General features: G+C 37.6%; 21 protein-coding genes. 3 read left to right on the top strand and 18 right to left on the bottom strand.

Annotated features, from left to right (window positions below; genetic code table 11):
- Positions 1-12 precede the first annotated feature (12 nt).
- The 6 genes from LPB89_RS16965 to rhaT all read right to left on the bottom strand — a co-directional run bounded on the left by LPB89_RS16965 (position 13) and on the right by rhaT (position 7,163).
- Positions 13-600, bottom strand: coding sequence for an LUD domain-containing protein (locus LPB89_RS16965; RefSeq protein ID WP_230702875.1), 588 nt, complete (start codon positions 598-600; stop codon positions 13-15).
- Entirely contained in the window at positions 590-1,993 is a 1,404-nt protein-coding gene (locus LPB89_RS16960; RefSeq protein WP_230702874.1) for a lactate utilization protein B, read from the bottom strand. The genes LPB89_RS16965 and LPB89_RS16960 overlap by 11 nt, the downstream gene beginning before the upstream one ends.
- Before the next feature lie 4 nt (positions 1,994-1,997).
- A complete protein-coding gene (locus LPB89_RS16955) occupies positions 1,998-2,738 on the bottom strand; it encodes a (Fe-S)-binding protein (RefSeq protein WP_230702873.1) in 741 nt (246 codons plus the stop codon).
- A 242-nt stretch (positions 2,739-2,980) separates the two neighbouring features.
- Positions 2,981-4,342, bottom strand: coding sequence for an FGGY-family carbohydrate kinase (locus tag LPB89_RS16950; RefSeq protein ID WP_230702872.1), 1,362 nt, complete (start codon positions 4,340-4,342; stop codon positions 2,981-2,983).
- A 279-nt stretch (positions 4,343-4,621) separates the two neighbouring features.
- Positions 4,622-5,896 (bottom strand): TIM barrel protein, encoded by a 1,275-nt coding sequence (locus LPB89_RS16945; RefSeq protein ID WP_230702871.1) that lies wholly within the window; start codon positions 5,894-5,896, stop codon positions 4,622-4,624.
- A 217-nt stretch (positions 5,897-6,113) separates the two neighbouring features.
- The gene (gene rhaT, locus LPB89_RS16940) at positions 6,114-7,163 is read right to left on the bottom strand and encodes an L-rhamnose/proton symporter RhaT (protein ID WP_230702870.1); all 1,050 of its coding nucleotides are present in this window, start codon (positions 7,161-7,163) and stop codon (positions 6,114-6,116) included.
- 372 nt (positions 7,164-7,535) lie between these two features.
- Between rhaT and LPB89_RS16935 the strand changes: the two genes are divergently transcribed.
- The gene (locus tag LPB89_RS16935) at positions 7,536-8,576 is read left to right on the top strand and encodes a GntR family transcriptional regulator (RefSeq protein WP_230702869.1); all 1,041 of its coding nucleotides are present in this window, start codon (positions 7,536-7,538) and stop codon (positions 8,574-8,576) included.
- Positions 8,577-8,731: 155 nt separating this feature from the next.
- Here LPB89_RS16935 and LPB89_RS16930 read toward each other — a convergent pair whose 3' ends face one another.
- Together LPB89_RS16930 and LPB89_RS16925 are read right to left on the bottom strand one after the other, a co-directional pair.
- Entirely contained in the window at positions 8,732-8,908 is a 177-nt protein-coding gene (locus LPB89_RS16930) for a histone H1 (RefSeq protein WP_127336630.1), read from the bottom strand.
- Positions 8,909-9,270: 362 nt separating this feature from the next.
- Positions 9,271-9,813 carry a hypothetical protein gene (locus LPB89_RS16925; protein ID WP_230702868.1) on the bottom strand — a complete coding sequence of 181 codons (543 nt, stop codon included), beginning with the start codon at positions 9,811-9,813 and terminating at the stop codon, positions 9,271-9,273.
- A gap of 400 nt (positions 9,814-10,213) precedes the next feature.
- On the opposite strand from LPB89_RS16925, the gene LPB89_RS16920 reads away from it, so the two are divergent.
- Both LPB89_RS16920 and LPB89_RS16915 read left to right on the top strand, forming a co-directional pair.
- Complete coding sequence (locus LPB89_RS16920) at positions 10,214-11,194, top strand: AraC family transcriptional regulator (RefSeq protein WP_230702867.1); 981 nt, start codon at positions 10,214-10,216, stop codon at positions 11,192-11,194.
- Positions 11,195-11,212: 18 nt separating this feature from the next.
- Positions 11,213-12,241, top strand: coding sequence for an AraC family transcriptional regulator (locus LPB89_RS16915; protein WP_230702866.1), 1,029 nt, complete (start codon positions 11,213-11,215; stop codon positions 12,239-12,241).
- A gap of 17 nt (positions 12,242-12,258) precedes the next feature.
- Here the strand turns inward: LPB89_RS16915 and LPB89_RS16910 are convergent, their stop codons facing one another.
- The 10 genes from LPB89_RS16910 to LPB89_RS16865 form a co-directional block, all read right to left on the bottom strand.
- A complete protein-coding gene (locus tag LPB89_RS16910; protein WP_230702865.1) occupies positions 12,259-13,002 on the bottom strand; it encodes a rhamnogalacturonan acetylesterase in 744 nt (247 codons plus the stop codon).
- Between the two features lie 179 nt (positions 13,003-13,181).
- Entirely contained in the window at positions 13,182-14,531 is a 1,350-nt protein-coding gene (locus LPB89_RS16905) for a glycoside hydrolase family 28 protein (RefSeq protein ID WP_230702864.1), read from the bottom strand.
- 20 nt (positions 14,532-14,551) lie between these two features.
- Positions 14,552-15,538, bottom strand: a complete 987-nt coding sequence (locus LPB89_RS16900; protein ID WP_230702863.1) for a pectinesterase family protein — start codon at positions 15,536-15,538, stop codon at positions 14,552-14,554.
- Positions 15,539-15,544: 6 nt separating this feature from the next.
- Entirely contained in the window at positions 15,545-17,143 is a 1,599-nt protein-coding gene (locus tag LPB89_RS16895; protein WP_230702862.1) for a glycoside hydrolase 43 family protein, read from the bottom strand.
- Positions 17,144-17,223: 80 nt separating this feature from the next.
- Positions 17,224-18,444, bottom strand: a complete 1,221-nt coding sequence (locus tag LPB89_RS16890) for a glycoside hydrolase family 105 protein (protein ID WP_230702861.1) — start codon at positions 18,442-18,444, stop codon at positions 17,224-17,226.
- A gap of 22 nt (positions 18,445-18,466) precedes the next feature.
- Complete coding sequence (locus LPB89_RS16885) at positions 18,467-19,687, bottom strand: glycoside hydrolase family 105 protein (protein WP_230702860.1); 1,221 nt, start codon at positions 19,685-19,687, stop codon at positions 18,467-18,469.
- A gap of 18 nt (positions 19,688-19,705) precedes the next feature.
- Positions 19,706-20,929, bottom strand: coding sequence for a glycoside hydrolase family 105 protein (locus LPB89_RS16880; protein WP_230702859.1), 1,224 nt, complete (start codon positions 20,927-20,929; stop codon positions 19,706-19,708).
- A 4-nt stretch (positions 20,930-20,933) separates the two neighbouring features.
- Positions 20,934-21,899 carry a DUF4861 family protein gene (locus LPB89_RS16875; RefSeq protein WP_230702858.1) on the bottom strand — a complete coding sequence of 322 codons (966 nt, stop codon included), beginning with the start codon at positions 21,897-21,899 and terminating at the stop codon, positions 20,934-20,936.
- 11 nt (positions 21,900-21,910) lie between these two features.
- Entirely contained in the window at positions 21,911-22,846 is a 936-nt protein-coding gene (locus LPB89_RS16870; RefSeq protein ID WP_230702857.1) for an alpha/beta hydrolase, read from the bottom strand.
- Between the two features lie 97 nt (positions 22,847-22,943).
- Positions 22,944-24,617, bottom strand: a complete 1,674-nt coding sequence (locus LPB89_RS16865; protein WP_230702856.1) for a RagB/SusD family nutrient uptake outer membrane protein — start codon at positions 24,615-24,617, stop codon at positions 22,944-22,946.
- Positions 24,618-24,628 lie beyond the last annotated feature (11 nt).

The raw sequence follows: 24,628 nt of genomic DNA, 5'->3' as shown, positions 1-24,628 counted from the left end.
GATCTTACTCCTCTAGTCCATCAAAAAAACAATCAGCCCTCTGGCGCCATGTGCTCCCAGAACAAGCGACTGTTCGATATCGGCAGTTTTGGAAGGGCCGGCAATAAAAGTTCCGAAACCATATTCCTCATTTCCGATTCTGTCATAAGCCTGATGCATTGTGGCAACAATATCTTTTTTAGAAACAATAATGGCCAGGTATTGTGCAATAAAGGGTGCTACGCGCTGTCCTAAAAGAGCATCGGTAACCCAAAGGGCACTATTCTCCGCCACTCCAAAATGCGCTTTTACAATCGTTAATTCAACATCTTCAAGTGAATGGGGATCATCATTTTCCCAATCTAATCGGGCAATTTCAGAAAGTTCCGGAATAGTGGTGATGATTCGTTTTTCTAAAGCATAACTGTTTTTTAGAAAATCTATGATTTGAGTATAATCTGCTACTTCAGCGAAATCGCCTCCAATACTTTTTAATACGGTTTTATAGGTCTCCTGAATATCAAAATCCTCTGAACCCAAAACCTTTAGATCCGGTAACTCACTCACGTCAGCGGGTTGGTTTTGTTTTATTTTTTGTAAAATCTGCGCTCTACTGTTCATCTTTATCCGTTTTAGATTCTCTCGAATTTTTCTTGTACCATTCTCTGAAAGATTCCTCAGGAACGTCCGGCATTTCGCGTTGGTCGTACCATTTGTTCATTTTATTATTGACAAGTGCAGGAACATTTTTCATTACAAACCGGCCTGATTTTCCCGCTATGTTAAAAATGACAGGATTTGCCAAAACAGTCGCCATGGTTTTCATTGCCATGGTCTTTGCCGCCGGCGTGTGGCCTTCTTTTACCAAAACCTGACGCCATTTGTACAACTGATCGTGAATATCAATTTTAACTGGACAAACATTCGTACAAGAACCACAAAGCGTGCTTGCAAAAGGCAAATCGGCATTTTTGCTCATGTCGAGATTGGGTGCCAAAATTGCTCCAATCGGTCCGGCAACGGCATTGTGGTAACTGTGTCCGCCACTGCGTCTGTAAACGGGACAGGTATTCATACAGGCACCGCAGCGAATGCATTTCAGGGAATTCCTAAAATCTTCCCTGCGCAGTTGTGTGCTTCTGCCATTGTCTACAATTACTATATGGATTTCTTTTCCGTGTCTTGGTTTTTTAAAATGGCTCGAAAAAGTAGTGATAGGCTGTCCTGTCGCACTTCTGGCCAGCAATCGGAGGAAAACACCCAGATGTTTTCGTTGCGGAATCAGCTTTTCAAAACCCATGCAGGCAATATGGACGTCTGCTAAATGCGCACCCATATCGGCATTTCCTTCGTTGGTACAAACTACAAATTCGCCTGTTTCGGCGATAGCAAAATTAACGCCGGTCAAAGCAGCTCTTCGGGTCAGAAAAGTATCTCTTAAATGCAGGCGGGCTGCTTCAGTTAAATATTGCGGATCATTGTTCCCTTTTTCTGTTCCGAGATATTCATGGAAAGTTTCGCTTACATCCTCTTTTTTAAGGTGAATGGCAGGCAAAACAATATGACTTGGCGGTTCTTTTCGAAGCTGAACAATTCGTTCGCCAAGATCAGAATCGATTACGTCAATTCCTTTTTGGGTGAGGTATTCGTTGAGATGACACTCTTCGGTCAGCATTGATTTTGACTTAACAATTTGCTTCACCTCATGTTTTACCATGATCGAATGCACGATTTCATTATGTTCTTTCGCATCGGCTGCCCAATGTACAATTATTCCGTTTTGCTGCGCATTCGCCTCAAATTCAACCAAATAATCATGAATATTGGAAAGTACATTGTTTTTAATTTTCGAAGCGGTTTCTCTGAGGAGCTCCCAATCCTGTATCTGGTGTGCTGATTTATCGCGTTTCTCACGCACAAACCAAAGCGTTTCGTCATGCCAGTTTACGCGTTCTGTATCTTGGTTAAAACGTGTGGCTGCTTCACTGTGTGTTATTATTTTTTCTGAAGACATCTTTTTAATTTTCTAAGGAATTCAAGATTTCCGCAATATGAATCGTTTTGATAGTGCTTTTCTGCCTTTTCAAAATTCCTTCCAGATGCATTAAGCAGGACATATCCCCTCCGGTGATATAATCGACCTGGTGATTTTGATGGTCTGTGATTCGGTCCTGACCCATTTTTACCGAAACAGCTTCTTCGGTTACGCAGAATGTACCTCCAAAACCACAACATTCATCTTTTCGGGTCAAAGAAACCAAATCGATTCCTTTGATATGACTTAGTAATCTTTCCGGTTTGGAGAAAGCCGGTGCATTTAATTCTGTCATTTGCGAAAGTTTCAATCCGCGTTGTCCATGGCAGCTTTGATGCATTCCGACCCTGTAGGGGAAATTTCCTTCGATATGGTCAATTTTCAGAACGTCTGTGATAAACTCTGTCAGTTCAAAAACTTTTTTGCGTAATTCATTTGCCAGTTCCTGTTTTTTGTCATCGTGCAAATGTTCTTTTACATGCAAAACACAACTCCCTGACGGGCACACTATATAGTCAAATCCGGCAAAATTACTGATGAAATTGGCATCACAGCCCTTTGTCAGATGTACATATCCACTGTTTGCCATGGGCTGGCCGCAGCAGGTCTGTCCCATCGGAAAATGAACTTCGCAGCCTAATTTCTGCAAAAGTTCATAGGTAGCAATGCCTACTTTTGGATAAAACTGGTCGACATAACAGGGTATAAAAAGTCCGATTTTCATATTCTCATTTATTTTTAAACACCTGGAAAAACTTGACCGGGTGTTACTATTTTTTCTCGCAGATTTTGCAGATTTTGCAGATTTTTTTTAATCTCTAATCTATAGACATTATTTTCTTTTACTTCGATTTTACATTTAAACAGAACCACTGCCCTGCTCCTTCAAAAATTAAATCCGCTAAATCTGCCAAATCTGCGAGAGAAAAAAAATCTTTTTAATCCTTTAATCTACAGCACTACTCTCTAATGTTTGTAAAATTTCAAATCAATTAAATCGTTCTGAATCGGCTTTGGATTCCAGTTATCATGAATCGCCAACGCAGCGCCCAATGCACTCGCCTGCGCCATAGAAGCGGCATACACTTCTATATCCGGAAAAGCCTCTGCCAGTAGATTCATAAAAATTGAATTCTTACTGAATCCTCCATCCACAAAAATTTTCTTTACTGGACTATTTTGAATTACTAAATTAGTTGAAAAAAACTGCTGTTCCACAATATCCATCATTAATTGGTGGTAGGCTGTTTCATAATTTTTAAAAGTAGACAGATCTCTTTTCTGAAACGGGCATTCCTTAAGAATATCAAACTCGTATTTCTTCGGATAAATAAATGAAAAACTAAGTGCCCTAAGATTCGAAACTATCTTTTTATCAAAGTAAATATTCTTATAAGCATCATTGGCAACCTTAAAATGTTCCGCTAATCTTTTCGTCTGAATTTCATGTTCGTTTCCCGAAAACAGACGGGCTGCTTTTACGGGTTTTTCCGTGTATTGCAGATAACACAGACAATCGTGCTGCAGTTCCTCAAAGGTTAACGCTTTCGTATTGAACGGATTTAACGAAATACTCCAGGTCCCTGTAGACAACAAAACAAAAGGCTCCGTAAAGTTAATCGTATACGGAATAATAGCAGATGAGCTGTCGTGCAGTCCTGTTCCAATGGCCAGACCGTCTTTGTTTTTTATAACGTCTTTGCCATAATGCAGCGGCGGAAGCTTGTCTATTATCACCTCATTTTTAACCCACTTGTGATACTTCATCTTTTTAAAATTCCAAAGATTCGTATGACATCCTATACTTGTAATATCCGAATAGGCTTCGTTCGTTAACAGAAAACTCAGGTATTGCGGCAAATGCAGGCAATATTTTACTTTTTCAAACAAGGCGGGATTTTCTTCTTTCAACCTGTAAAGCTGCATTCCCGAATTCAGACTCCCTAAAACCGGAGAAGCCGTTTTGACAGCAAACACTTCTTTTCCTTTATATTTCTGATAAAACGCCTCTTTTAAATGTTCCGGATATTCTTTCAGGTAATTGTATAGTGGAGTTAATGTATTTCCGTTTTTGTCAATGTATACAAAACTGGCCCCATACGTACTGAAGTTAATTGCTTTCAGCACATAATCGCTAAGGCTTTTTATTTCAGCTAATCGTTCGAGTATCCAGTTTCTGACCAGCCCGATATCTTCACAGGGAAAGCCGTCTTCATCAATTGTTTCATCAAGATTTACGGCTTTCTCCCAAACAATTTTATAATTTTCATCAAATAAAAATACCTTCTTGTTTGTCTTACCAATATCAAAAATTGCAACTACATTCATTGGGGTAATTGTGAGTTAGGGGGTTATGAGTTATGAGTTTTGGGTTTTGGGTTGGGAGTTTTGGGTTGGGAGTTTTGGGTTATGAGTTATGAGTTTTGGGCTTTGCGTTATGCATTATGCATTATGGGTTTTGCGTTATGGATTGTGATTTTGCCAAAAGTATTCCATGTTATTAAGCTAAAGTCCTTTTGTTTTTATTTTAACTGATCCATAAAGACAATAATAGTTTATTAATCTCTAACTCATATAACTTCTAACGTATAACTCATAACTAATAACTCACAAACCTGTAGCCATTGTTTTTAATCCTCTTTCCCCGATCAGGTTTTTTCTGACGGTAAGACTGCGGTATAACTCCACCGGATTCAAAGCAGCTCCTGAGCGGAGACGGGCTTCGGCAACTAATGCGCGAACATCTGTACGGAAGGCGTTTTGCAAAATTTCCTGTGCTTTTACGACATCATTTTCGTCCTGAGCAGTTTCTAATGCTTTTCGGTCCACCAAAAGTGCCTGAGCATAAGCGATCATGATTGCTTCAACAGATTGCAACAGGTCTTCCAACGGATCTTTTATATTGTGTGACGCATCAATCATCCAGCCTAAATCTTTGGCATGGTTCATTCCTCTAGCGTCCATTCCTTCCACTAATTCATTAAATATCAGAAATAACTGGTACGGTTTTAATGCACCGGCTGTTAAATCATCATCTCCGTATTTTGAATCATTAAAATGGAAACCGCCCAGTTTATTTTCCATAAGCAATAATGAAACGATTTGTTCGATATTTGCGTTTGGCAAGTGGTGTCCCAAATCAACCAGCGTCTGTGCTTTATCTCCTAACTTTTTAACGTAGGAGTAAGATTGTCCCCAATCGGCAACAGTGGTGGAATAAAAGTTTGGTTCGGCACATTTATATTCTAAAAACAGTTTCCAGTTGGACGGTAATGCTTCATAGATTTCTTCTAAACTTTCCAAGGTATTCTGGTATGCTTTTCTGAAATTTAATTGCCCCGGAAAATTGGAACCATCCGCCAGCCAGATTGTCAATGACTCTGACCCTAAAGCAATTCCCTGCTGAATCACTTCAATATTATGGGTAATTGCCTGTTTACGAACGGCTTTGTTTACATTTTGTAAAGAACCATATCGGTAAGAGTGTTCCGAATTTACCTGATCCTGAAACGTATTCGAGTTAACGGCATCAAATTTTAAATGGTGTTGTGCCGCCAAAGCTTTTATAGCATTATGATCTGTCGGAATGTCCCATGGAATGTGAAGTGAAATTGCCCCGGAAGCATTATTTAAAGCATGAAGCAAACCAACATCTTCAATTTTTTCTTCTAAGGAACGGGGTTCACCACCTCCTGCAAAGCGTCCGAATCTGGTTCCTCCGGTTCCCAGGGCCCAGGATGGAATGGCAATTTGAAAATCAATTAATTTCTGAATAATGGATTCCGTATCCCCCACTTCTGATGCTGTAAAAGCAAATTTGCTGGTATGTTTTTTTAATAATTCCTCGTTATGAGAGGTTATATGGTTTGCTCCGATTAACATGATATTTTATTTTAATAGAATTTTCAATTTATAAAATATAAACCGAACTCCCTGTTTTACTTTATTCTTTTTTTCTTTTGTTGTGATTCTCCTTCGTTTAAAAATCTAACGTCCGAATGTGCATCGAACGTTAGAATATTGCAAAAAACCACTTTTGCTTAAACAAACTTAAAAAACTAATTTTTTATTTATAGTGTCCCAGATGACATGGGATTTTTTATAATGAATTCCCTATTCCAACCAAAACAATGGAAAGCATAATCAGCCCGATTCCCCATAAAAAGGTATTGAATGTTTTTTTGGAAACCCCGGCCCATTCTTTCAGATAAAATCCCCAGAAATTAGCTGTCAAAATGATCGTGGCCATATGCAGAATCCAGGAACTGGCTCCGTTTCCTAATTTGCTTTCGCCCATTCCGTAGAAGAAGAACTGTAAAAACCACATTGTTCCGGCAAGAGCAGAAAACAACGTATTTTTGGCAATTGGTGCTTTTGAATTGGTATAGTCCGTAAATGTTTTATTCTTGAAATTAAGGTACATGCACCAGATAAAATTGGTCGTTAATCCACCCCAAAGCAGTACAATGTAAGTGACATTATTCTGAAACAGCGGATTACAGCCATCTATAACTGCCTGCTCTGCCATTGGTTTTCCGGCTTCAATTCCATAATTGAAAAACGAACTCAGGATTCCGGAAATAACAGCGATAATAAGTCCTTTTACCAGATTGAAATCTTTGTCTTTATCTTCATGTCCTACTGCAAAATCTTTTTCTTTCATAATTCCCGCTTTACCTGAAATGGCAATTCCGATCAGGCAAACCAAAACACCCAATAAGACCAGCTGCCCGCCTGTATGCGAAAGCATGTGGCTGAAAGATACCTTTCCGGCTGTTGGATACAGATCGTAATAAACAGAAGGCACTAAAGCTCCGAAAGCGGAACAGAATCCCAGAATGATCGAATTCCCTAATGACATTCCGAGATAGCGCACTCCCAATCCGTAGGTCAGCCCTCCAATTCCCCAAATAAGCCCCATTGAGTACGTAAAGGCTTTTATGGTTGGTGATGCTGTTGCGATAATTTCCACAAAATTCGGAATCGTTAAATAAGCAGCAATGGGCGGCACTATCAGCCAGGAGAAAAACCCGCCTACGATCCAATAGCTTTCCCATGCCCAATTTTTAACTTTCTTGAAAGGCATATAAAAACTCCCTGAAGAAAATCCTCCAATGGAGTGAAAAATAATTCCTAATAATGATTCCATTTAGTATTTTAGTTTGTGGTTATTCTGATAGTTAATCTGGTTTTGTAAAATAAGAGAATGTAAAAAAGAAAACTGTCCTGTACTATCCTTTACCTTTTTTTTGTTTATGTTAAAACTAAGGATAATTAGAAAGAACAAGCAAAATTTAGTAGAAAAATAAATTTAAAATTTCTATTTTAGCAATCGATTTCGTAATTATCATATCCTCATTTCTGTGAAAATTAAGAAATTATAAAAAACATACAATAAACCTTATTACATATTCTTTTTATTGTACGAAAATATCAATCGTAAATATTCTGATGGCTTAGATTAAATATAATTTCAAATTGGGGCTGATTACAATCATACCTGATTTACAAGACCTGCAAAATGATTAAACTTATTAAAATTGATGAAGATTCCAGGGTTCCCAAATACAAACAAATTGTAGACTCTATACTGCAGAATATTGCTAACGGAAATCTGAAAATAAATCAAAAAATCCCTTCCATCAATAGCTTTAGCGAGGAATTTTACATGTCCAGGGATACCGTTGAAAAAGCATATAATATTTTAAAAGAACGAAAAATCATTTCTTCCATCAGAGGGAAAGGCTATTATATTACCCGTACCAAACTCGAATCTAAAGTAAATATCCTGTTTTTATTCAATAAACTGAGTGCGTACAAAATGAAAACGTACAACTCCTTTATTAATACTGTCGGAGCAAACGCGCATACCGATCTGCATATTTATCACTGCGATGAAACTTTATTCCTGAACTTACTGGATAAGTTTGAAGGTGCTTATGATTATTATGTCATTACAACCCATTTCAAAACCGATGAATTAAAGCATTTGAGCTTTACCGACGAGGTGGTAAAGGCTATTGAGAGAATCCCAAAAGAAAAACTGGTGATAATGGATAACATTAAAATCGGAATGGAAGGTGAAATTATTAAGATCTATCAGGATTTTGAGAATGACATTTACAATGCCTTAAAAGAAGGATTATCTAAAATAACAAAGTACCAAAAGCTGATTTTAGTATATCCGGATAAAGCCGTTTACCCTTATCCGCGAAGAATTCTGCACGGATTCCGAAAATTTTGCGTGGAGCATGAAATAAATTTTGAGATTCTGAGTGAAGTGTATGATGATATGATCCTCAAAAAAGGGGATTTGTTCATCACTATCGAAGAATCTGATCTCGTGAACCTCATGAAACAAATCAGGGACAAAAAACTGGTTTTAGGGGAAGATATCGGAGTGATTTCTTATAATGATACCCCGCTTAAAGAACTTTTAGGAATTACGGTAATGTCTACCGATTTTAATGTAATGGGAGAAACCGCTGCCAGAATGATCCTTAATAAAGAGAAAGGGCAGGTAAAAGTTCCTTTTAATTTTATTGATCGAAATTCTATTTAGAAGGGTCTAAGATTCTGAGATTCTAAGGTACTAAGAGTAATAGTTTTAAAAGGTAACCACACCTCAGAAACTTAGAATCTCAAAACCTTAGATCCTTAAAAGAAAAAACCTCGTTTAATTTACTTAAACGAGGTTTTTGTTTCTGAATACAAATATTATTTTTTTGATTCTTCGATAGAAACTTTTCTAAACTCTTTTAAAAGTTTTTCAATTTCCAAAGTTGATTTACGTGCTCTTGCTCCAGCAGCTTTAACACCTTTTTCAGTAAGTGATTCAGCTTCTGCTTTAAATGTGTCGATTTCGGCGTTGATTTTTACTAATAGATCTTTCATGCTTATACTTGTTAAATTAAGGCGCAAAAATAAAAGTTTGCTTGATAGATAACGCATCTTTAATGTTAAAATTGCGCCTGTTTTTGCCTGAACGCTTAATATTAAATTAGCTGACACGCTTCAGCACTTATTATCAATTCATTACAAATAAATTTACGCTGATTTTTATTGATTAATTTTTTATTTAAACCTGTCACAGCGGTCTCTTTTATTTCATTTTTAAAAATTATCTGACCTTTTTTAAGGAGCTCACAGTCATTAAAGGACTGAAAATTTGCTCCTTTTCCTTTGCAACTTCCAAAATGGTCATTTGTAACTTTTTATTACACCGGAATGCTTAGGATGAATGGTAACGATTCCCCTTACATTTTCATAATTTGCGTAACATGACGATCTACAAATGTTATTAAATCAATCATATTCCTGTTGTTGTTGAATTTATTTGAAATAGAAATAATGTGCTGCTCCTTGTCTTTAACATATAAAAAAAAGAAGTCTTTAGTTAAAACGGCTTTATCAATCTGGCTCCACTTATGAACAAAAGCACCTAAGGGAGAATTTACATGAATATCAGAACTGGTAAAGTTGAGCTTATATTTCCCAAAAAGACTACTATACCCTATTAGCCGTCTTATCAATTTAAAAAGAAGCCTGCATGTCGCATTTACAAACGAGTACTGAAACATGAAGAACGACACAATAAGGACTAAACTCCTTAACTGAAACTTAAAAAAATCTTCCTGGCTTTCTAAATTAAGAAAATCATACACGAGAAAAGATACCATGATAATTACAAAAAAGAAAGTAACTCTTCCTTTATACAAACGCTTAAAATACATTTTATTGAGCTTTTGTATTTCATTAATATTCAATTCAAACTCTGCAGAAAATTTAGAAGTATTCATCCTGATCGTATTAGTAATTAGCCATTCAAATTTGTTCTTTTTATGATTCTTGTCATGGAAAAACGAAATTAAGCGGAATAATAATTACAGAGAGCACACTTCAGACATTAAAATATCAGAATAAGGTTTTTTATAAAATTTTCAAATCAAAAAATTCTTTTGTAAGGCATTTTACAAGCCAAAAATGCCTCAAAAATTACAGTTATCAAATGAAACCCTACAGTTATAAATCGGATTTGATAAGCCCGGATTTTTTATAGTACATTACCTCCGAAAAGCAAATCTAATTTAAATTCTTACAAAATAAAATTGAAAGAACCGGGAATAACTAGTGTATTTAATTCTTTTTAAGTCTTAAGACTAAGCAGTAAAAATGATTGTATACCATAATAAATGCCACATGAAAATAATAGAACATTCTTATTCAGCAGATTTAAGCTGGGTAAAACCGCTTGCCAGAAAACTCAATGGAAAAATAAAGGACAATTTTATAATTGTTCCTGAAAATATACAATCCGGAATCAGGTATTTTCTGGAATGTGAGGATGGGATTGTAGCTTATTATATCAATGTAAAATATTATAAAAACCTTCATTTTGTTCAAAAAAACCAAAAGAATGATTTTATAGGTTTCTATTACGACCTTACCGACGGTGAAGCGCGTTTAGTGGCTAATAATACTATTTGCGATTTAGGTCGCTGGAAGTATAATTTAGCAGTAATTGACGGTACTTTAAAAACCAATTACCAGATAAAATCTGGAAGTCATACGTATGCGCTTTGCATATTTGTACATAAAAGTAAACTTGCCGCTTTTATCAAAGATGATACGGTACTTTTTTCAGATTTGCAAAAAATTACTGATCCTAAAAAAAATACGGTCATCCGATATGACAGGATCAGTAATGAGAGTTTTCATGTCCTTAATGATTTACGCAAATTAAAAGTAGGCGGGCCGGTTTTCGATTTAAATCTCAAAGCTACCGTACATATGTTGATGTCCAATTACTTAAAAAAAATAGCTGGTAACAGGATGATTCTTCAAACCGTTAAGGAATCGGATATTCAGGATATCATTGCAATGCAGATGTTTTTGATTGAAAATATTGAAGGTCCTTTTCCGAGTATTGCACTGATGGCACAAAAAATTAAAATGTCTGAAACAAAGTTTAAAAATTTGTTCAAAAAATTAACCGGCTTAACACCTAATTCTTTTTTTATGAATAATAAACTGGCACTTGCAAAAGAACTTCTTGAAGACCGGCAATTATCCATATCCCAAATTTCAAACAGACTTCATTACAGCAATAATTCTCATTTTACCTTAAAATTTAAGGAGCATTTTGGACTATCGCCAAAGAGTTTTATAAAACAATTATAAATTTAAACATTTACAATAATGAAAAAGATTAATCATTTTTACAGCTTAACACCAGACTGGCAACAACAATTAGTACAGGAAATAAATGGAGAACTTATTGATGATAAAATCATTATTATACCGGAAAATTTAGGAAAAGGCCACTCTTACTTTACACCAATAGCTGCCGGAATTTCTGCCCTGTTTGTCGATTTTGTTGTGACTGAACCAGTTGAAATAAACCGTTTAAAATCGGATAACGAATCGTATATATTTCATTTTGATTTAAGTGATTCCGTGAATTTTATAAAAATTGATGCTGCGGATTACAAAATTGGCTCCCGTGAAAATCCGGGCCTTGCGATTATCGATAATCAGACGGAAAGTTCCTTTAAGCCATCTGTTAACGAACGTACGCTGGCCTTACGCCTGCTGGTTGATAAAAAATTACTGAATGAACTTTTAGAGACAACCGCTATAGGAGAATTTCAGAAACAAGAAAACAAGTTGGAGCAAAAATCTCTTTATTATTATGACAATATTGACAGCAATAGTGTTTTACTAATCCGATCCCTTATGGATAAATCTGTTTTTGATCTTTCATTCGATTCGTATTTAAAAGGAATTTCGCTAAAACTCTTAGGCAATTTTTTAAACCGATATGAAAATTTATCTGTCAAAAAGAATGAAATTAAGGAAACAGATCTTGAGGCTGTCATCAAAACACAGGATTATTTTTTAAAGGATTTGTGCAATCCCTTCCCTACCATAAATTTCTTATCGGAAATGGCGGGAATGTCTTCTACCAAATATAAAATATTATTTAAAAAGCATTTTAATGACAGTCCGAAAAAACTTTTTTTAAAAGAAAAAATGATTTTAGCCCACAAATTGCTTCAAAGCGGCAAGTACAGTACCCTAATAGAAATTGTATATGAATTAAGCTACACGAGAATGAATCATTTCCACTCGAAATATTATGCTGTTTTTAAACGAAAACCATCAGAAGATTTTGTGAAGAAACCGTATCGAAAAATGTCCCAACGTGCACCTCAAATTGTAACCTGAAAAGGAATTTCAAATTTTTATTTGATGCCTTTTTTGAGTTTACCAAGAGAAGGATCTTCCAAAAGTTTGATTTGATTAATCACGATTCCGGCAATTTCCGCAGCGCCTTTTAGAGAAAGATGCGTATCATCATTTTTATCTTCTTTGTAATAAGGAACTTCCCCCGCCTTAAAATGTAAATGAAGTAACTTTGATTTTTCGGGTCCATAGGATTGCTCCAGTAATTCGGTGTAATATTCCAGGTCAATAAAAGGGACTTTGTATTCCTGAGCCACTAATCTTGTTTCCAAAGGATAATCGCCATGGGTAGGCACCAATACTCCTTGTTCGTTGAAATTTCTTCTTGCGATAGAGGTTAATAAAATCGGAACAGCTCCTTTTTCCCTGCTTTCCTTTACAAACCGGATTAAGTTATAACGATAACTTGTATGCGGATTGGTATATCGCGTTGAATCTGCTATTTTTTCGTCATTATGGCCAAACTCGATAAAAACATAATCTCCTTTTTTGAGTTTTTTACAGATGGAATCCCAGCGTTTTTCGTTGATAAAACTTTTGGTACTGCGCCCGTTTACCGCTTTGTTTTCTACAATGATATTGTCATTAAAAAACGGTTGCAAAACCTGCGCCCATCCGTGTTCGGGATTTTTATCGGGATCTTTTTTATTGGCCATTGTAGAATCGCCAATACAATACAATGTAGTTTTTTGTGCCCGGCAACTCAGGGAAATTAAAAATAAAATGGAAAGGAAGTATTTCATTTTTTGGATTTTTGGATTATTCGATTTTTGGATTGTTCGATTTGAAAATTAATGCTAACCGCAGGGTTCGCTCTGGTTTACACAATTCCCATAGCTATCGTGACACACAAAGCTTTGCTCCTTTGTTCCTTTGTTCCTTTGTTCCTCTGAGCCTCTGAGCCTCTGAGCCTCCAAAAAACCTATTTAGCCGCCGAAGGAACAGTCGCCCGCTGACCAATAAAAACATCAGTCATAAGCACATTCTCGGCATTTTCATTTGACAGGGCGTTTTTTGCCGATTTTATTTCGATGTTGCTTAAAGAGATATTCCTGATTTTTTTCTCCGGGAATCCCTGTATTACAATTCCTGATTCTGTGGCTTTATTGCAGGTGATATTCGAAAAATAAACATTTGATATGTCCGATTGAAAACCGCTTCCTTCCCCGTGATAATTGGCTGTGATATACAGGCAGTCTTCTACTTCATCCAGTTGCAGGTTATTGACAAAGATATTTTTTATAAAACCGCCGCGATCGGCATTGGTTTTTATGTAAATCCCTCTTTTCAGATAACCAACAGTTTTACAATTTTCTACATACACATTCTGAATTCCGGCAGACATTTCGCTGCCTAAAACCACTCCGTGAAGTCCTTTGAAGTTACAATTTCTAATCACAATGTTCTCACTTGGAGTAGCCGAATTGGCTCTTCCTTCATGATCCCGGCCTGCCTTAATGGCCACATTGTCGTCACCATTATCGAAATTTACATTTTCAATTAAAACATCTTTTGCGTATTCCGGATCAATTCCGTCATTATTGTAATTCAGTGATTTATAACTTATTCCACGAATTGTGATACTTTCTGATTTCAACAGATGCAGACACCAGAACGGTGAATTTTCAATACGGATATTTTCAACCAGGATATTTTTACAGTTAAAAAACTGAATCAGCTGCGGGCGTAAAAAATAACCTTCCCCAAACTTTCTGTCGTTCAGCGGCACGCTGTTGTGATTCATTTCACGGCTGCGAATTTTGCCTTCATTTTCTTTGGCCTTAAAACTTTTCCAGGTAGTACCTCCTTCGCCGTCAATTGTTCCTTCGCCGGTTAAGGCAATATTCGAACATTCGTAAGCATAAATTAGGGGACTGTAATTGTACAGCATGGTTCCTTCCCAGCTGGTCAGCACCATTGGCAAATAATCTTTGGGATTATCACTAAACTTAATTTTGGCACCCCTTTCTATTTTAAGATTGACATTGCTTACAAAATGAATAGGGCCGTTTACTTTATAAATGCCTTTGGGCACAATTATGGTTCCGCCATTGTTCTTTTTACACAAGGCCATTGCTTTGTCGAAAAAGGCTTTATTATTGGTTACAGAATCTCCTTTTGCTCCCAGTTTCAAAACATTTACCTGATACGAGGGAAAAACAGGCAACTGGATCCTATTGACAATCGCAGCTGCTTCTGCAGTTGGAAAATCCATTTGCTGGGCAAAGGAAGTCCATGAAATTACTAGAAAAAGAAGACATCTGAAATTCATATGTTTTGTTTTTGTGAAAACTATTTTTGTCTGGAAAACCAGTTCGGTACACTGTCCTTAAGGATATTTTCTGTGGTATATTTTTCAGCTTCTTTTTTTGAAAGCTGGTGCGACCATGAAACTCTTTTGCCAGGCTGATATCCTTCGCCTTTGCAATTGTATTCGGCATAAAAAGTATTCTTTTCCGCTTCAGGTTTGGACCAGTTTTGCCAGCCCTCCGGTTTGATCTGTTTGCCCATCTCACAATTCAGATACACTGTTTTGGCATAAATTCTCCAAGGCCTTCCGAGATAAACGGCTGTTGCGGAAGGATCGGCTGTCAGTTTGCAATTTTTAAATACAAAACCGAAATCATTTCCCTGCGGAGTTGAAGCAGCGGTAATATAGGAGCTTTTTAGGCTGTGGATCACGCAATTTTCGAATAAAGCGGTAGCGCTTCCAAAAATAAAATCGGTTGTTCCTTCGATGTAACAATCCTTAAAATAATGCCTGCTTTTTTCTCCTGACAGGTACAACGTATCCTGATTTCCCAGTAGCCTGCAATTTGAAACCTGCACGCGATTGGCCACCACTGACAAAGCAATTGCCTGACCATTATCGCCTGAACTATTTTTTATGGTTAAATTGGATAGTGAAGTATCATCTCCTTCCACCAAAACCGTATAGGTATGAAAAGTACTGTTTCTTCCTAAATTTATTTTCGAAAAATTATCATCGAAAGTAATAATGGTGTTTTCTTTACTTTCTCCAATCAGTTCCAGATGCGTATTCCATTCCGGGATTCTGACTTTTTCTGTATAGGTTCCGTTTTTGATGCGGATGGTTACTTTTTCATACGGGAATGACGGAGCCGCATTTATGGCATCCTGAATTTTTGTAAAATCCCCGGAACCGTCCTGAGCTACAATAGTTTCCTTATTCGCACCCGTTTTATTGGTGTTCTGAGCGATTGCTGCAAAACCTGTAACCACTAAAAAAAGCAGTGTTATTTTTTTTAATGAAATCATCTTCTTTTATTTCGTTATCCTGAACCAATCTACAGCTACATTACCGGAATCATTCGTAACTTTTTGGCTTAAAGCAAAAAGACCTAATTTGGCGCCAATCCACTTTCCCTCTTTGGCTGTAAAATCGATACCAATGGGCTGATATTTTACATCATCTGAGCTGTACGAAAAGCTGCAGATTCCTCCTTTTTTAACTTTAACCCTTAGGTATATGGTATTGTTTTCCACCAAAACAGCTTTTGTTTCTGTTTCTGAAACTGTTTTATCAAAAGTTCCTGTTTTCTGATTTAAGTATAATTTGCCATTATTGTTTTTCAGGCATAAATAACTGTAATCCAAACCCATTATCATAAGTCCGGTAGTTTCTCCGTCTAATCTTGCATTAAAAGTGAGTTTGGTGGTCGCCGTAAATTCTTCGGCAGGAAATTTTTGCAGCAACAAATTCGGAGCCTCAAAAATTCTCTTTTCATCTTTACTACTGTTGATACAAAACAAGTTTAAATATCCTGAACTGGTTGGAAATCCCCAATGAATCCGGGAATTGGCCTGCCATTGCCACTGCAGTCCTAATGCAGGCAAATTAAACTCGTCTGATGCTGCCGGGTTTTCGATTGGGTATTTTTTTCCAACATTAGGTTTTTTGAAAGTAGTGACCGGTTCTCCGATCCCGTTTTTATCCAAATCCCGTCCCATTACGGGCCAGTCGTTTTCCCATTTCATGGGCTGCAGGTGCACAATTCTGCCGTAAGCGCCTTTGTCCTGAAAATGAATAAACCAGTCCTCACCTGTTTGGGTTTGTACCCAGGCGCCCTGATGAGGCCCGTTTATACTGGTTTTTCCCTGTTCTAAAACCTTTTTCTTCTCATAAGGTCCCCAGACATTTTTTGACCTTAAAATGGTTTGCCAGCCGGTAGAAACGCCTCCTGCCGGAGCAAAAACATAATAGTAGTTATTTCGTTTGTAAAACTTCGGACCTTCAATGGTGCCTTCACTCTCGTGTCCGTCAATTATCATGACTTCATCATTGTTCGCCACGGTCCCTTCCGTATTCATGGTACAAATTACCAACAAACTTTTAATTTGCGCGCGGCTTCCCGCAAAGGCATGAACCAGATATACTTTTCCGTCATCATCCCATAAAGGACTTGGATCAATAAGTCCCAGGCCTGCTTTCACCAAAAGCGGTTCCGACCAGGGTCCTTCGGCTTTTTTAGATTTTATCATATAAATTCCAAAATCAGGATCGGGGTAATAAATATAAAATTCATTGTTGTGAAAGGTAATGCTCGGTGCCCAAACGCCATTCCCATGCTGCACTTTATCATAGGTTTCGAATGGAGGCTGTTTGGCCAGTGCGTAGCTGATAATTTTCCAGTTGACCAAATCTTTGGAATGCAGAATCGGTAATCCCGGTATGCAGTTAAAAGAAGAAGCCGTCATATAAAAATCATCCCCTACCCGAACCGCATCCGGATCTGAGTAATCGGCATGAATAATCGGATTGGTGTAGGTTCCATCTCCGTTATCCGGAATCCACACTTGTGCGAAATTCGGTTGTATCGAAAATACGGCTAACAGAAAAAAAAGGGCTTTAAAATTTTTCATTCTTTTTATTAACTTTCTATAAACGGGACAGATTTTAAAAACCTGTCCCGTTTATACAACCAAAAAGTGTTGTTTTTTTATTATCTGTTCAATTCCAATGCTGCCAGAATAAAAGGGCCTGTTGCTTTGGGATCGTTGTCTTTTTTTCTTTCGTTTACATAATATTCGTAGGATCCGTCACGATATGGATTTCCTCCCAAACCTGCCACCTGACAAGCCTGGGTTAAGGTAATTCCGCCGTCTTCATCGACTTTTTTGATCAGTTGTGTTGTGAGGCCGTCGAAAGCTTTGTTTGCCAGTTTTTTATATTTTGCAGGCAGATATCCTTTGTTGGCTCCTTTTGCAAAAGCATACGCAAACATTGACGATCCTGATGCTTCCAGGTAATTTCCTTCTCTTGCGCCCTGGTCTGTTACCTGATACCATAAGCCGGATTTGTCCTGATATTTGGCTAAACTCGCTGAAACGTTATTTAAATATTTAACCAGTTCTTTTTGTTTTGGATGGTCTTTTGGGAAATAATCCAGTACGTCTACCAAAGCCATGGCATACCATCCTAAAGCTCTGGACCAGAAATTTGGAGAGTTTCCTGTTTCTTTATTTGCCCAGGGCATTTCTTTGCTTTCATCCCAGCCGTGGTATAATAATCCTGTTTTTGGATCTGTTGCATGCAACTGAATCAGCTCAAATTGTTTTGCGATATCATCCAGGCTTTTCCCGTTCTCAAAGGTTACGGTATATTGTGCATAAAACGGCTCTCCCATATACAAACCGTCCAGCCACATTTGGTTCGGATAAATTTGTTTGTGCCAGAATCCGCCACTTTTTGTACGTGGCTGTTCGGCAAGCTGCTTGCGGATGGATTGTAAGGCTGTAAGGTATTTTTGTTCTTTTGAAGTAGCATAAATATCAAAAAGAAGACGGCCCGGCACCACTAAGTCAATATTATATTTATCGAATTCATAGGTTTTAATACTGCCGTCATTTTGTACCAGTGTGTCTACGTAACCTCTTATGTAGGCTTTGTATCCTGGATCCGGATTTTTTTTATATAATTCTTCGATGGAATGCAGAACCAAGGCGTGTACATAATCCCATTTGGCTGTTTTTGAATCGTCGATCATATAAGCCTGAGGATGACGTTTCATCAGGGTCAAAGCCATTTTATCGGACCATTTTAAATCTTTAGAAATAACGATATCCTTATTTGCCGGTACCTGAGAGGTTACTTTACAGCTTGTCAAAACCATAAGTCCAAGTATTACAACCGATACAAATGCTTTTTTTCTGTTATTTTTCATTTCAAAATATATTTAAATTCTATTATTTTTTTAATTCCAGTGCGGCCAGAATAAACGGCCCCAGTCCATGGGAATTGTCTGTTTTTATTTTCTCTTTTATGTAATATTCGTACGAACCGTCACGATAGGGATTTCCGCCTAATCCTGCACTGGCACATACCTGTGTGATGTGAATTTCGCCATCGGCATCAACAGTAATTAATTTTTTTATTATGCCGTCGAAACCTTTGTTGGCCAGTTTTTTATAACTGGCAGGCAGATAGCCTTTGTTTGCTCCTTTCGCGAAAGCGTACACAAACATTTCAGATCCTGATGCTTCGAGATAATTGCCCTCTTTTTTTCCGGAATCGGTAACCTGATACCAAAGCCCGGTCCGATCCTGATATTTTGCAACCGATTTGGCAATCTCATTTAAGTACTGAATTAATTCCTTACGTTTCGGATGGTCTTTGGGCATATAGTCCAAAACATCCACCAAAGCCATCATGTACCAGCCGATAGATCGCGACCAGAAATTGGGTGAAGTTCCTGTTTCCTTATTCGCCCAGTCCATTTGTTTACTTTCATCCCAGGCATGGAAAAGAAGTCCTGTTTTGGGATCCAGTGTATGCAGCTGAATTTGTTCGAACTGTTTTGCAATGTCATCAAAATCCTTTCCTCCTTCAAACTCTGCCGTATAGCGCGCATAAAAAGGAGTTCCCATATAAAGACCGTCGAGCCACATTTGGTTGGGATAGATTTTTTTATGCCAAAAACCACCGGAATTTGTTCTCGGATGTGTTTCCAGCTGTTTTCTGAGCGTTTTTAGCGCTGTCAGATACCGATCGTCTTTTGTTCTGGCATAGAGATCAAAAAGCATTTTCCCGGCATTGATATTGTCTATATTATAATCTTCCAGTTTATAGTTCAGAATTTCCCCTGAGCTGTTGATAACTGTTTCGGCATAGTCCTTTATGTAATTGGCATAAACCGGATTATCGGTTGCTTCGTAAAGTTTCTGAAAAGAAGTCATCACCAATCCCAGCTTATAGTCCCATTTGGTTTTTTCGTTATTATCGATTTGCCAGGCTTTTGGATCTCTTTTTAGTATCGAAAGTGCCATTCTTTCGGACCATTTCAAATCTTTGGAAATGACAACTGCCGGATTTGAAGTTTCCTGTGCTGTTATTTTATCGCAGGGCAACAGGGCAAGACCTATCAGCAGGACAGCAATACAATAATTTTTCTTTTTATGTCGTATCATTCTGAAGACGTATTACGGTTATTTATTCAACTCTATTGCGCTTAACAAAAATGCCCCAATGCCTATTGCCCCATTTTCTTTTGTCTTTGCAGTAAGGTAATAATCATTGGTGCCATCGCGAAACGGTTTTCCTCCCAGACCCACATTCGAAGAAACATTCAGAATAGTTATTTCTCCTTTTTTATCCACTTTTACAAATTCTTTTACAAAACTCTCAAATGATTTTTGGGCTGTTTTTTTATAGGATGAAGGCAGATATCCTTTGTCAGCCCCTTTTGCAAAGGCATAAATAATCATTCCTGAAGCGGAGGGTTCAACATAATTGCCAAATAACTGAGGTTTATCTGCTATCTGATACCACAAGCCTTCCGGGCTTTTGTATTCGTTTACATTTTTGGCAACCTGATTCAGGTATCCGACCAATACTTTGTATTTTGGATGTGATTTCGGAAAATACTCTAAAGTTTCTACCAAAGCTATCATGTACCAGCCAATTCCGCGTCCCCAGATGGTTGGCGAGGTTCCGGTTTGTTTATTGGCCCAGGCAATTGCTTTGCTTTCATCCCAGGCCTGATATTGTAAACCGGTATTTTTATCTGTAATATTATTTTGTGCCAGTTCAAATTGTCTGGCAATATCGTCTAAGCTTCTCCCTTTTTCATACTTTACCGTAAATTGCGTGTAGAAAGGCTCGCCCATATACAAACCGTCAATCCACATTTGGTCCGGATAAATTTGTTTGTGCCAGAATCCTCCGCTTGGTGTTCTCGGCTGGGTTTCGAGTTGATTTCTCAATTGTCCCGTAATTTTCAGATAGCGGGCATCTTTTGTCAGATCGTATAAATTAAACAGCAGTTTTCCCGGGCTTAAATAATCGATATTGTATTCTTTGAGATCGTATTTTTTAAGGTTTCCGGTGCTGTCGATCATTTCATCAATGTAGTCTTTTATGTAATTGAGGTATTTTTTGTTGTTTGTTTTCTGATATAATTTTTCAAAACCGGACAATACGAAACCCATTTTATAATCCCACTTGGGTTTGTCATTTCCATCCAGCTGCCAGGCGTTTGGGTATTTATTTAAAATAGAAAGTGCTGTTCTTTCTGACCATTTTAACTGATAGGAAATACCCCCTTTTTCTAAATCATACTGCTGCTGCGCCGTTGTTTTACCACTAACAATCAGCAGTAAAACAACTAGGCATTTTATAAAATTGATTTTTATACAGACCGATTTAAACATACGCTTACATTTTACCTTTTTTGTTTAGTATTTCTAATTTTTCGTTCAGGTATTTTACAAATTCTTCCTGTGTTTTAATTCCGTTTACTTCTTGTTCCCAGGCGCCCAAAAGGTAAAATGAAGTCGCTTTGGTTGTGGGTTTGAATACTAACAAATAATCTAAATCCGTATCTTCAATACTCGCGATTGTAGTTACCTGGTAGAAAATAGCCATTCCAAGTTTATCCGGGACTAATGATTGCTGACCGTACGTGGCCAGATAAGCCCATTTTTTATTTTTGCTTTCTTTTTTAAGCAATTCTGTATTTTTCTGTTTGACGATTCCGGTACAAATTCCCTGAATGGCTTTGGATGCTTTTATGGTATGCTGTGTATATAGCTGATCCGGTTTAATGGTCAGTTCTGAGGTGAAATTGATTTTATCAGCCGCTGTTTTCCATCCGTAATAATCAATTTTTACTACCGATTCGTTGGTTTTATTGCTCACATAAGCGATTGTTGAATCGACTTCACGGAAGTGTAATTTCTCCTTGTTCAGGTAACGATCGATGGATCCGATTCCGATTCCTTTTCCGGCTTTCAGGATATCTGCTCCCCAATCGCTCATTTCGTGGTACGAATCGAAATTATCCTGCCCTACTTTGGGTAAGATATTCTCCGAAGTTTTCTTTCCGAAAATGTCAATCGCATTTCTCCAGTCTAAATACAAACGGTATCCAATTCTGTTACTTTCCCATCCCGGGCCTTCATAACGAATATCAAAGGAGTGATCGGTATGTTCGGGGGACAGTTTTAGTTTATCTGTATTTTTAAAAACTGTACCGCCAATATATTTTCGGCCTTCCCATTTTCCATCTGTTTTGGCTGAAATTTCAGCATAGGTCTTAGCAGTTTTTATATCGTATTTTTGGGCATTTGCGGCAGTAAAACCTAACAGGAATAAGGCTGCTATTTTAATTTTTGCTTTCATTATAGGGTAAATTATTTAAAAATTGTATCTAAAAACTGTGTTGTACAGGTCACTGTTTCATCAAACCAGGGCTGAAAAAACCAAAAGGAATGTGGTGAATTTTCTATTGTTTTAACCTCATTATAAATTTTATTCTGATTTAAAATGGCAATCATATCGTCCCTTCCGGCATGAAACCTTTCGAAACTGCTGTTTATAAAAAGTACAGGTGGCGTATTTTTGTCTGTATGACTTAAAGCCGAGGCCTTTTTCCAGTTTTCCGGATTTTCATCATAAGTACCATTGAGCCAAAAAGCGGCCATTTCCCCTTCTTTTGATTCAGGATGTTTAAAAGCCAGAACGCCGTCTATATCAATAATTGCATTTACTTTTGAAGAGGAATTGCTCTTATTTGCTTCATCCTCAAAAGCCGGATTTCCATTTGTTGTACCGATCAAAGCTGCCATTTGTCCGCCCGAAGAGCATCCCAAAACCGCAATTTTGTCCGGATCTACACGGAATCTTTTTGCATTATCTTTTATAAACCGGATCGCATTTTTTACATCATAAATCCCTTCCGGATATTTTGCTTCCGGTGATAATCTGTATTCGATGGCAAAACAAGAATATCCTTTTGAAGCTATTTCCTGTGCCAGCTCGTGCATTTGGTTTTTATTCCCGGATTTCCAGCCTCCTCCATGAATGAGGATTACAGCGGGATTTAATTTTTTGTTTTTATTTAAAAAGGCATCAAAATGTAAGTCCCTGCTTTTTCTTTGGTCATAAACCACATCATTCAGCTGATTGACATTTAAATTTTTTTCTGCCCTGGCAATTGTGATAAAGGGATACGAACTTATTAATTTGCTATAGGTACTTTTTACGGTGTACGAAGTATCTGCAAGGTATTGACTTCGAGCATCGATGACTTTTAAAAACAAGACTAAAAGTACTACTATTTTTTTCATCTTCAATTTCTCAATTTCAGTTAAGAAAGGAGCCTGACCATGTTCAGACTCCTTTTTAACTGCTTCAAAAAAACTAATATTTCAAAATTACAAATTACTAATATCCAGGATTTTGTGGAAAATCTTTATTTTGATTTAAGTCCAGTGCCGTTTGAGGGATTGGTCTTAAAATTTTCAACTGTCCGCCTACGCCAACAAAGTTTGCGGCCTTAATTTTATAATTATACGCTGAAGCTCTGGCCACTAATGTTCCGGTACGTTTTAAATCGAACCAGCGTTTGTATTCTCCCACCAGTTCTCTTCCTCTTTCATCTAAAATATAATCGATGTTGAATTGTCCGATTGTTGCATTGGTTACTCCGGCTCTTCTTCTCACTTCGTTTAAACGGTCTAAACCTGTTGTTGGTACCCCTGCTTTTAAATAGGCTTCTGCAGCAATTAAATACGTTTCACCCAATCTGGCCACAATAATATCTCTTGTACTAACAGGACCTGTACTGGATGGTGTAGTCGGATCCGGATCATCAAATTTCTTTACAGGTATTGTATAACAGTCACGGTTATCGATTAAGGTATGTGCTGCATCATATTCTCCCCATGGATGATACACGAAAGTCGATGCTTTTCTGGATGCATTAGCCGTTTCCCAGGCCAACCTGTCTGCAGGTGTAAACCATTTTGGCTCGTAAAAATGTCTCACTTTTAAGGCAGCTGGATTTGCACTTCTATAGTATGGATAATAAAGAACTGTTTTAGTCTGTCCGTTGTTAGTTTCCGGACCTTCCAGAATTTCAGTCATAAAAGTAGCATCCCATCTTTTGTCCCCTTTCTCGTATAAACCTAAAGCATAAGCTGTCGGGCATAAGTTGTAGCTTCTTAATGGCGCTCCTGTTTCTGCTCCCCCTAAATAAGGACCAAAATAGTAAAACTGGTTGTTCCCTAACTTTGTCGGATCTGTACTTGTTGACGCTTTGTCGTACTGAACAGAAAAAATCGTTTCTGCATTTAAATCGTTTCCGGGTTTAAATAACTGATCGAAAGCAAGACCTAAAGTTTGTCCGGCTATAGCCGCGTCAGCATAAGCCGCTGCTTTTGTAAAGTCATCCGGTTTACCAAATGTTTCGTATCCTCTGGTTAAATAGACTTTAGCCAGTAAATCGTTTACGGCTCTTTTGTTTACTTTTCCGGAAGTGCTGTAGGCAGCAGTGCCGACACTAGCTAAGGCAGCGTCTAAATCTCCGATAATTTTTGTGTACACTTCTTCGGCACTATTTCTTTGAAAAGATAAAACCGGGCTTGTAATATGCTCGTCTACGATGGCAACGCCACCATAAGTCTGCACCAGTAAAAAATAGGCCTGTGCTCTTAAAAATCTGGCTTCTCCCACTAAAGTATTTAAGTTCGAAGTCTGTTCTGTAATACCCGAATAGTAAATTGTTTTATTTACCGATTGGATCAACTGATAACAAGGACGGTACAAATCAGCTACGTTATCTGCTGTCGGGATTAAAAGCGTGTACTGGCTTAAACCTGCCGGTTCCGGTGTTCTTCCCTCAGCGTACATGTCTGTTCCTGATTCAAACAACCACGGATTTCCTCCGTAAATACTTTTTAACCAGGCGTAATTTGAGTTTACCAATAACTGAAATCCGGATGCGGTTTTATAGGTTTGATCTGCCGGTACGTTCGAAAGGCTTTCTTCTTCGATATAATCGCTGCAAGAGCTTAAAGCCGTTAGAATTATTCCTACTAATATAATTATTTTTTTCATTTGATGTCTTA

Origin of the sequence: Flavobacterium sp. ENC, from assembly GCF_020991415.1 — a bacterium.
GTDB lineage: Bacteria > Bacteroidota > Bacteroidia > Flavobacteriales > Flavobacteriaceae > Flavobacterium.
The sequence above is the reverse complement of the archived record's forward strand: the minus strand, read 5'-3'. Positions and strand labels throughout refer to the sequence as shown.

Excerpts from the sequence above, each read along its gene's own strand:
- LPB89_RS16965 (WP_230702875.1), bottom strand. The coding sequence starts at position 600 with ATGAACAGTAGAGCGCAGATTTTACAAAAAATAAAACAAAACCAACCC.
- LPB89_RS16960 (WP_230702874.1), bottom strand. The coding sequence starts at position 1,993 with ATGTCTTCAGAAAAAATAATAACACACAGTGAAGCAGCCACACGTTTT.
- LPB89_RS16955 (WP_230702873.1), bottom strand. The coding sequence starts at position 2,738 with ATGAAAATCGGACTTTTTATACCCTGTTATGTCGACCAGTTTTATCCA.
- LPB89_RS16950 (WP_230702872.1), bottom strand. The coding sequence starts at position 4,342 with ATGAATGTAGTTGCAATTTTTGATATTGGTAAGACAAACAAGAAGGTA.
- LPB89_RS16945 (WP_230702871.1), bottom strand. The coding sequence starts at position 5,896 with ATGTTAATCGGAGCAAACCATATAACCTCTCATAACGAGGAATTATTA.
- rhaT (WP_230702870.1), bottom strand. The coding sequence starts at position 7,163 with ATGGAATCATTATTAGGAATTATTTTTCACTCCATTGGAGGATTTTCT.
- LPB89_RS16935 (WP_230702869.1), top strand. The coding sequence starts at position 7,536 with ATGATTAAACTTATTAAAATTGATGAAGATTCCAGGGTTCCCAAATAC.
- LPB89_RS16930 (WP_127336630.1), bottom strand. The coding sequence starts at position 8,908 with ATGAAAGATCTATTAGTAAAAATCAACGCCGAAATCGACACATTTAAA.
- LPB89_RS16925 (WP_230702868.1), bottom strand. The coding sequence starts at position 9,813 with ATGAATACTTCTAAATTTTCTGCAGAGTTTGAATTGAATATTAATGAA.
- LPB89_RS16920 (WP_230702867.1), top strand. The coding sequence starts at position 10,214 with ATGAAAATAATAGAACATTCTTATTCAGCAGATTTAAGCTGGGTAAAA.
- LPB89_RS16915 (WP_230702866.1), top strand. The coding sequence starts at position 11,213 with ATGAAAAAGATTAATCATTTTTACAGCTTAACACCAGACTGGCAACAA.
- LPB89_RS16910 (WP_230702865.1), bottom strand. The coding sequence starts at position 13,002 with ATGAAATACTTCCTTTCCATTTTATTTTTAATTTCCCTGAGTTGCCGG.
- LPB89_RS16905 (WP_230702864.1), bottom strand. The coding sequence starts at position 14,531 with ATGAATTTCAGATGTCTTCTTTTTCTAGTAATTTCATGGACTTCCTTT.
- LPB89_RS16900 (WP_230702863.1), bottom strand. The coding sequence starts at position 15,538 with ATGATTTCATTAAAAAAAATAACACTGCTTTTTTTAGTGGTTACAGGT.
- LPB89_RS16895 (WP_230702862.1), bottom strand. The coding sequence starts at position 17,143 with ATGAAAAATTTTAAAGCCCTTTTTTTTCTGTTAGCCGTATTTTCGATA.
- LPB89_RS16890 (WP_230702861.1), bottom strand. The coding sequence starts at position 18,444 with ATGAAAAATAACAGAAAAAAAGCATTTGTATCGGTTGTAATACTTGGA.
- LPB89_RS16885 (WP_230702860.1), bottom strand. The coding sequence starts at position 19,687 with ATGATACGACATAAAAAGAAAAATTATTGTATTGCTGTCCTGCTGATA.
- LPB89_RS16880 (WP_230702859.1), bottom strand. The coding sequence starts at position 20,929 with ATGTTTAAATCGGTCTGTATAAAAATCAATTTTATAAAATGCCTAGTT.
- LPB89_RS16875 (WP_230702858.1), bottom strand. The coding sequence starts at position 21,899 with ATGAAAGCAAAAATTAAAATAGCAGCCTTATTCCTGTTAGGTTTTACT.
- LPB89_RS16870 (WP_230702857.1), bottom strand. The coding sequence starts at position 22,846 with ATGAAAAAAATAGTAGTACTTTTAGTCTTGTTTTTAAAAGTCATCGAT.
- LPB89_RS16865 (WP_230702856.1), bottom strand. The coding sequence starts at position 24,617 with ATGAAAAAAATAATTATATTAGTAGGAATAATTCTAACGGCTTTAAGC.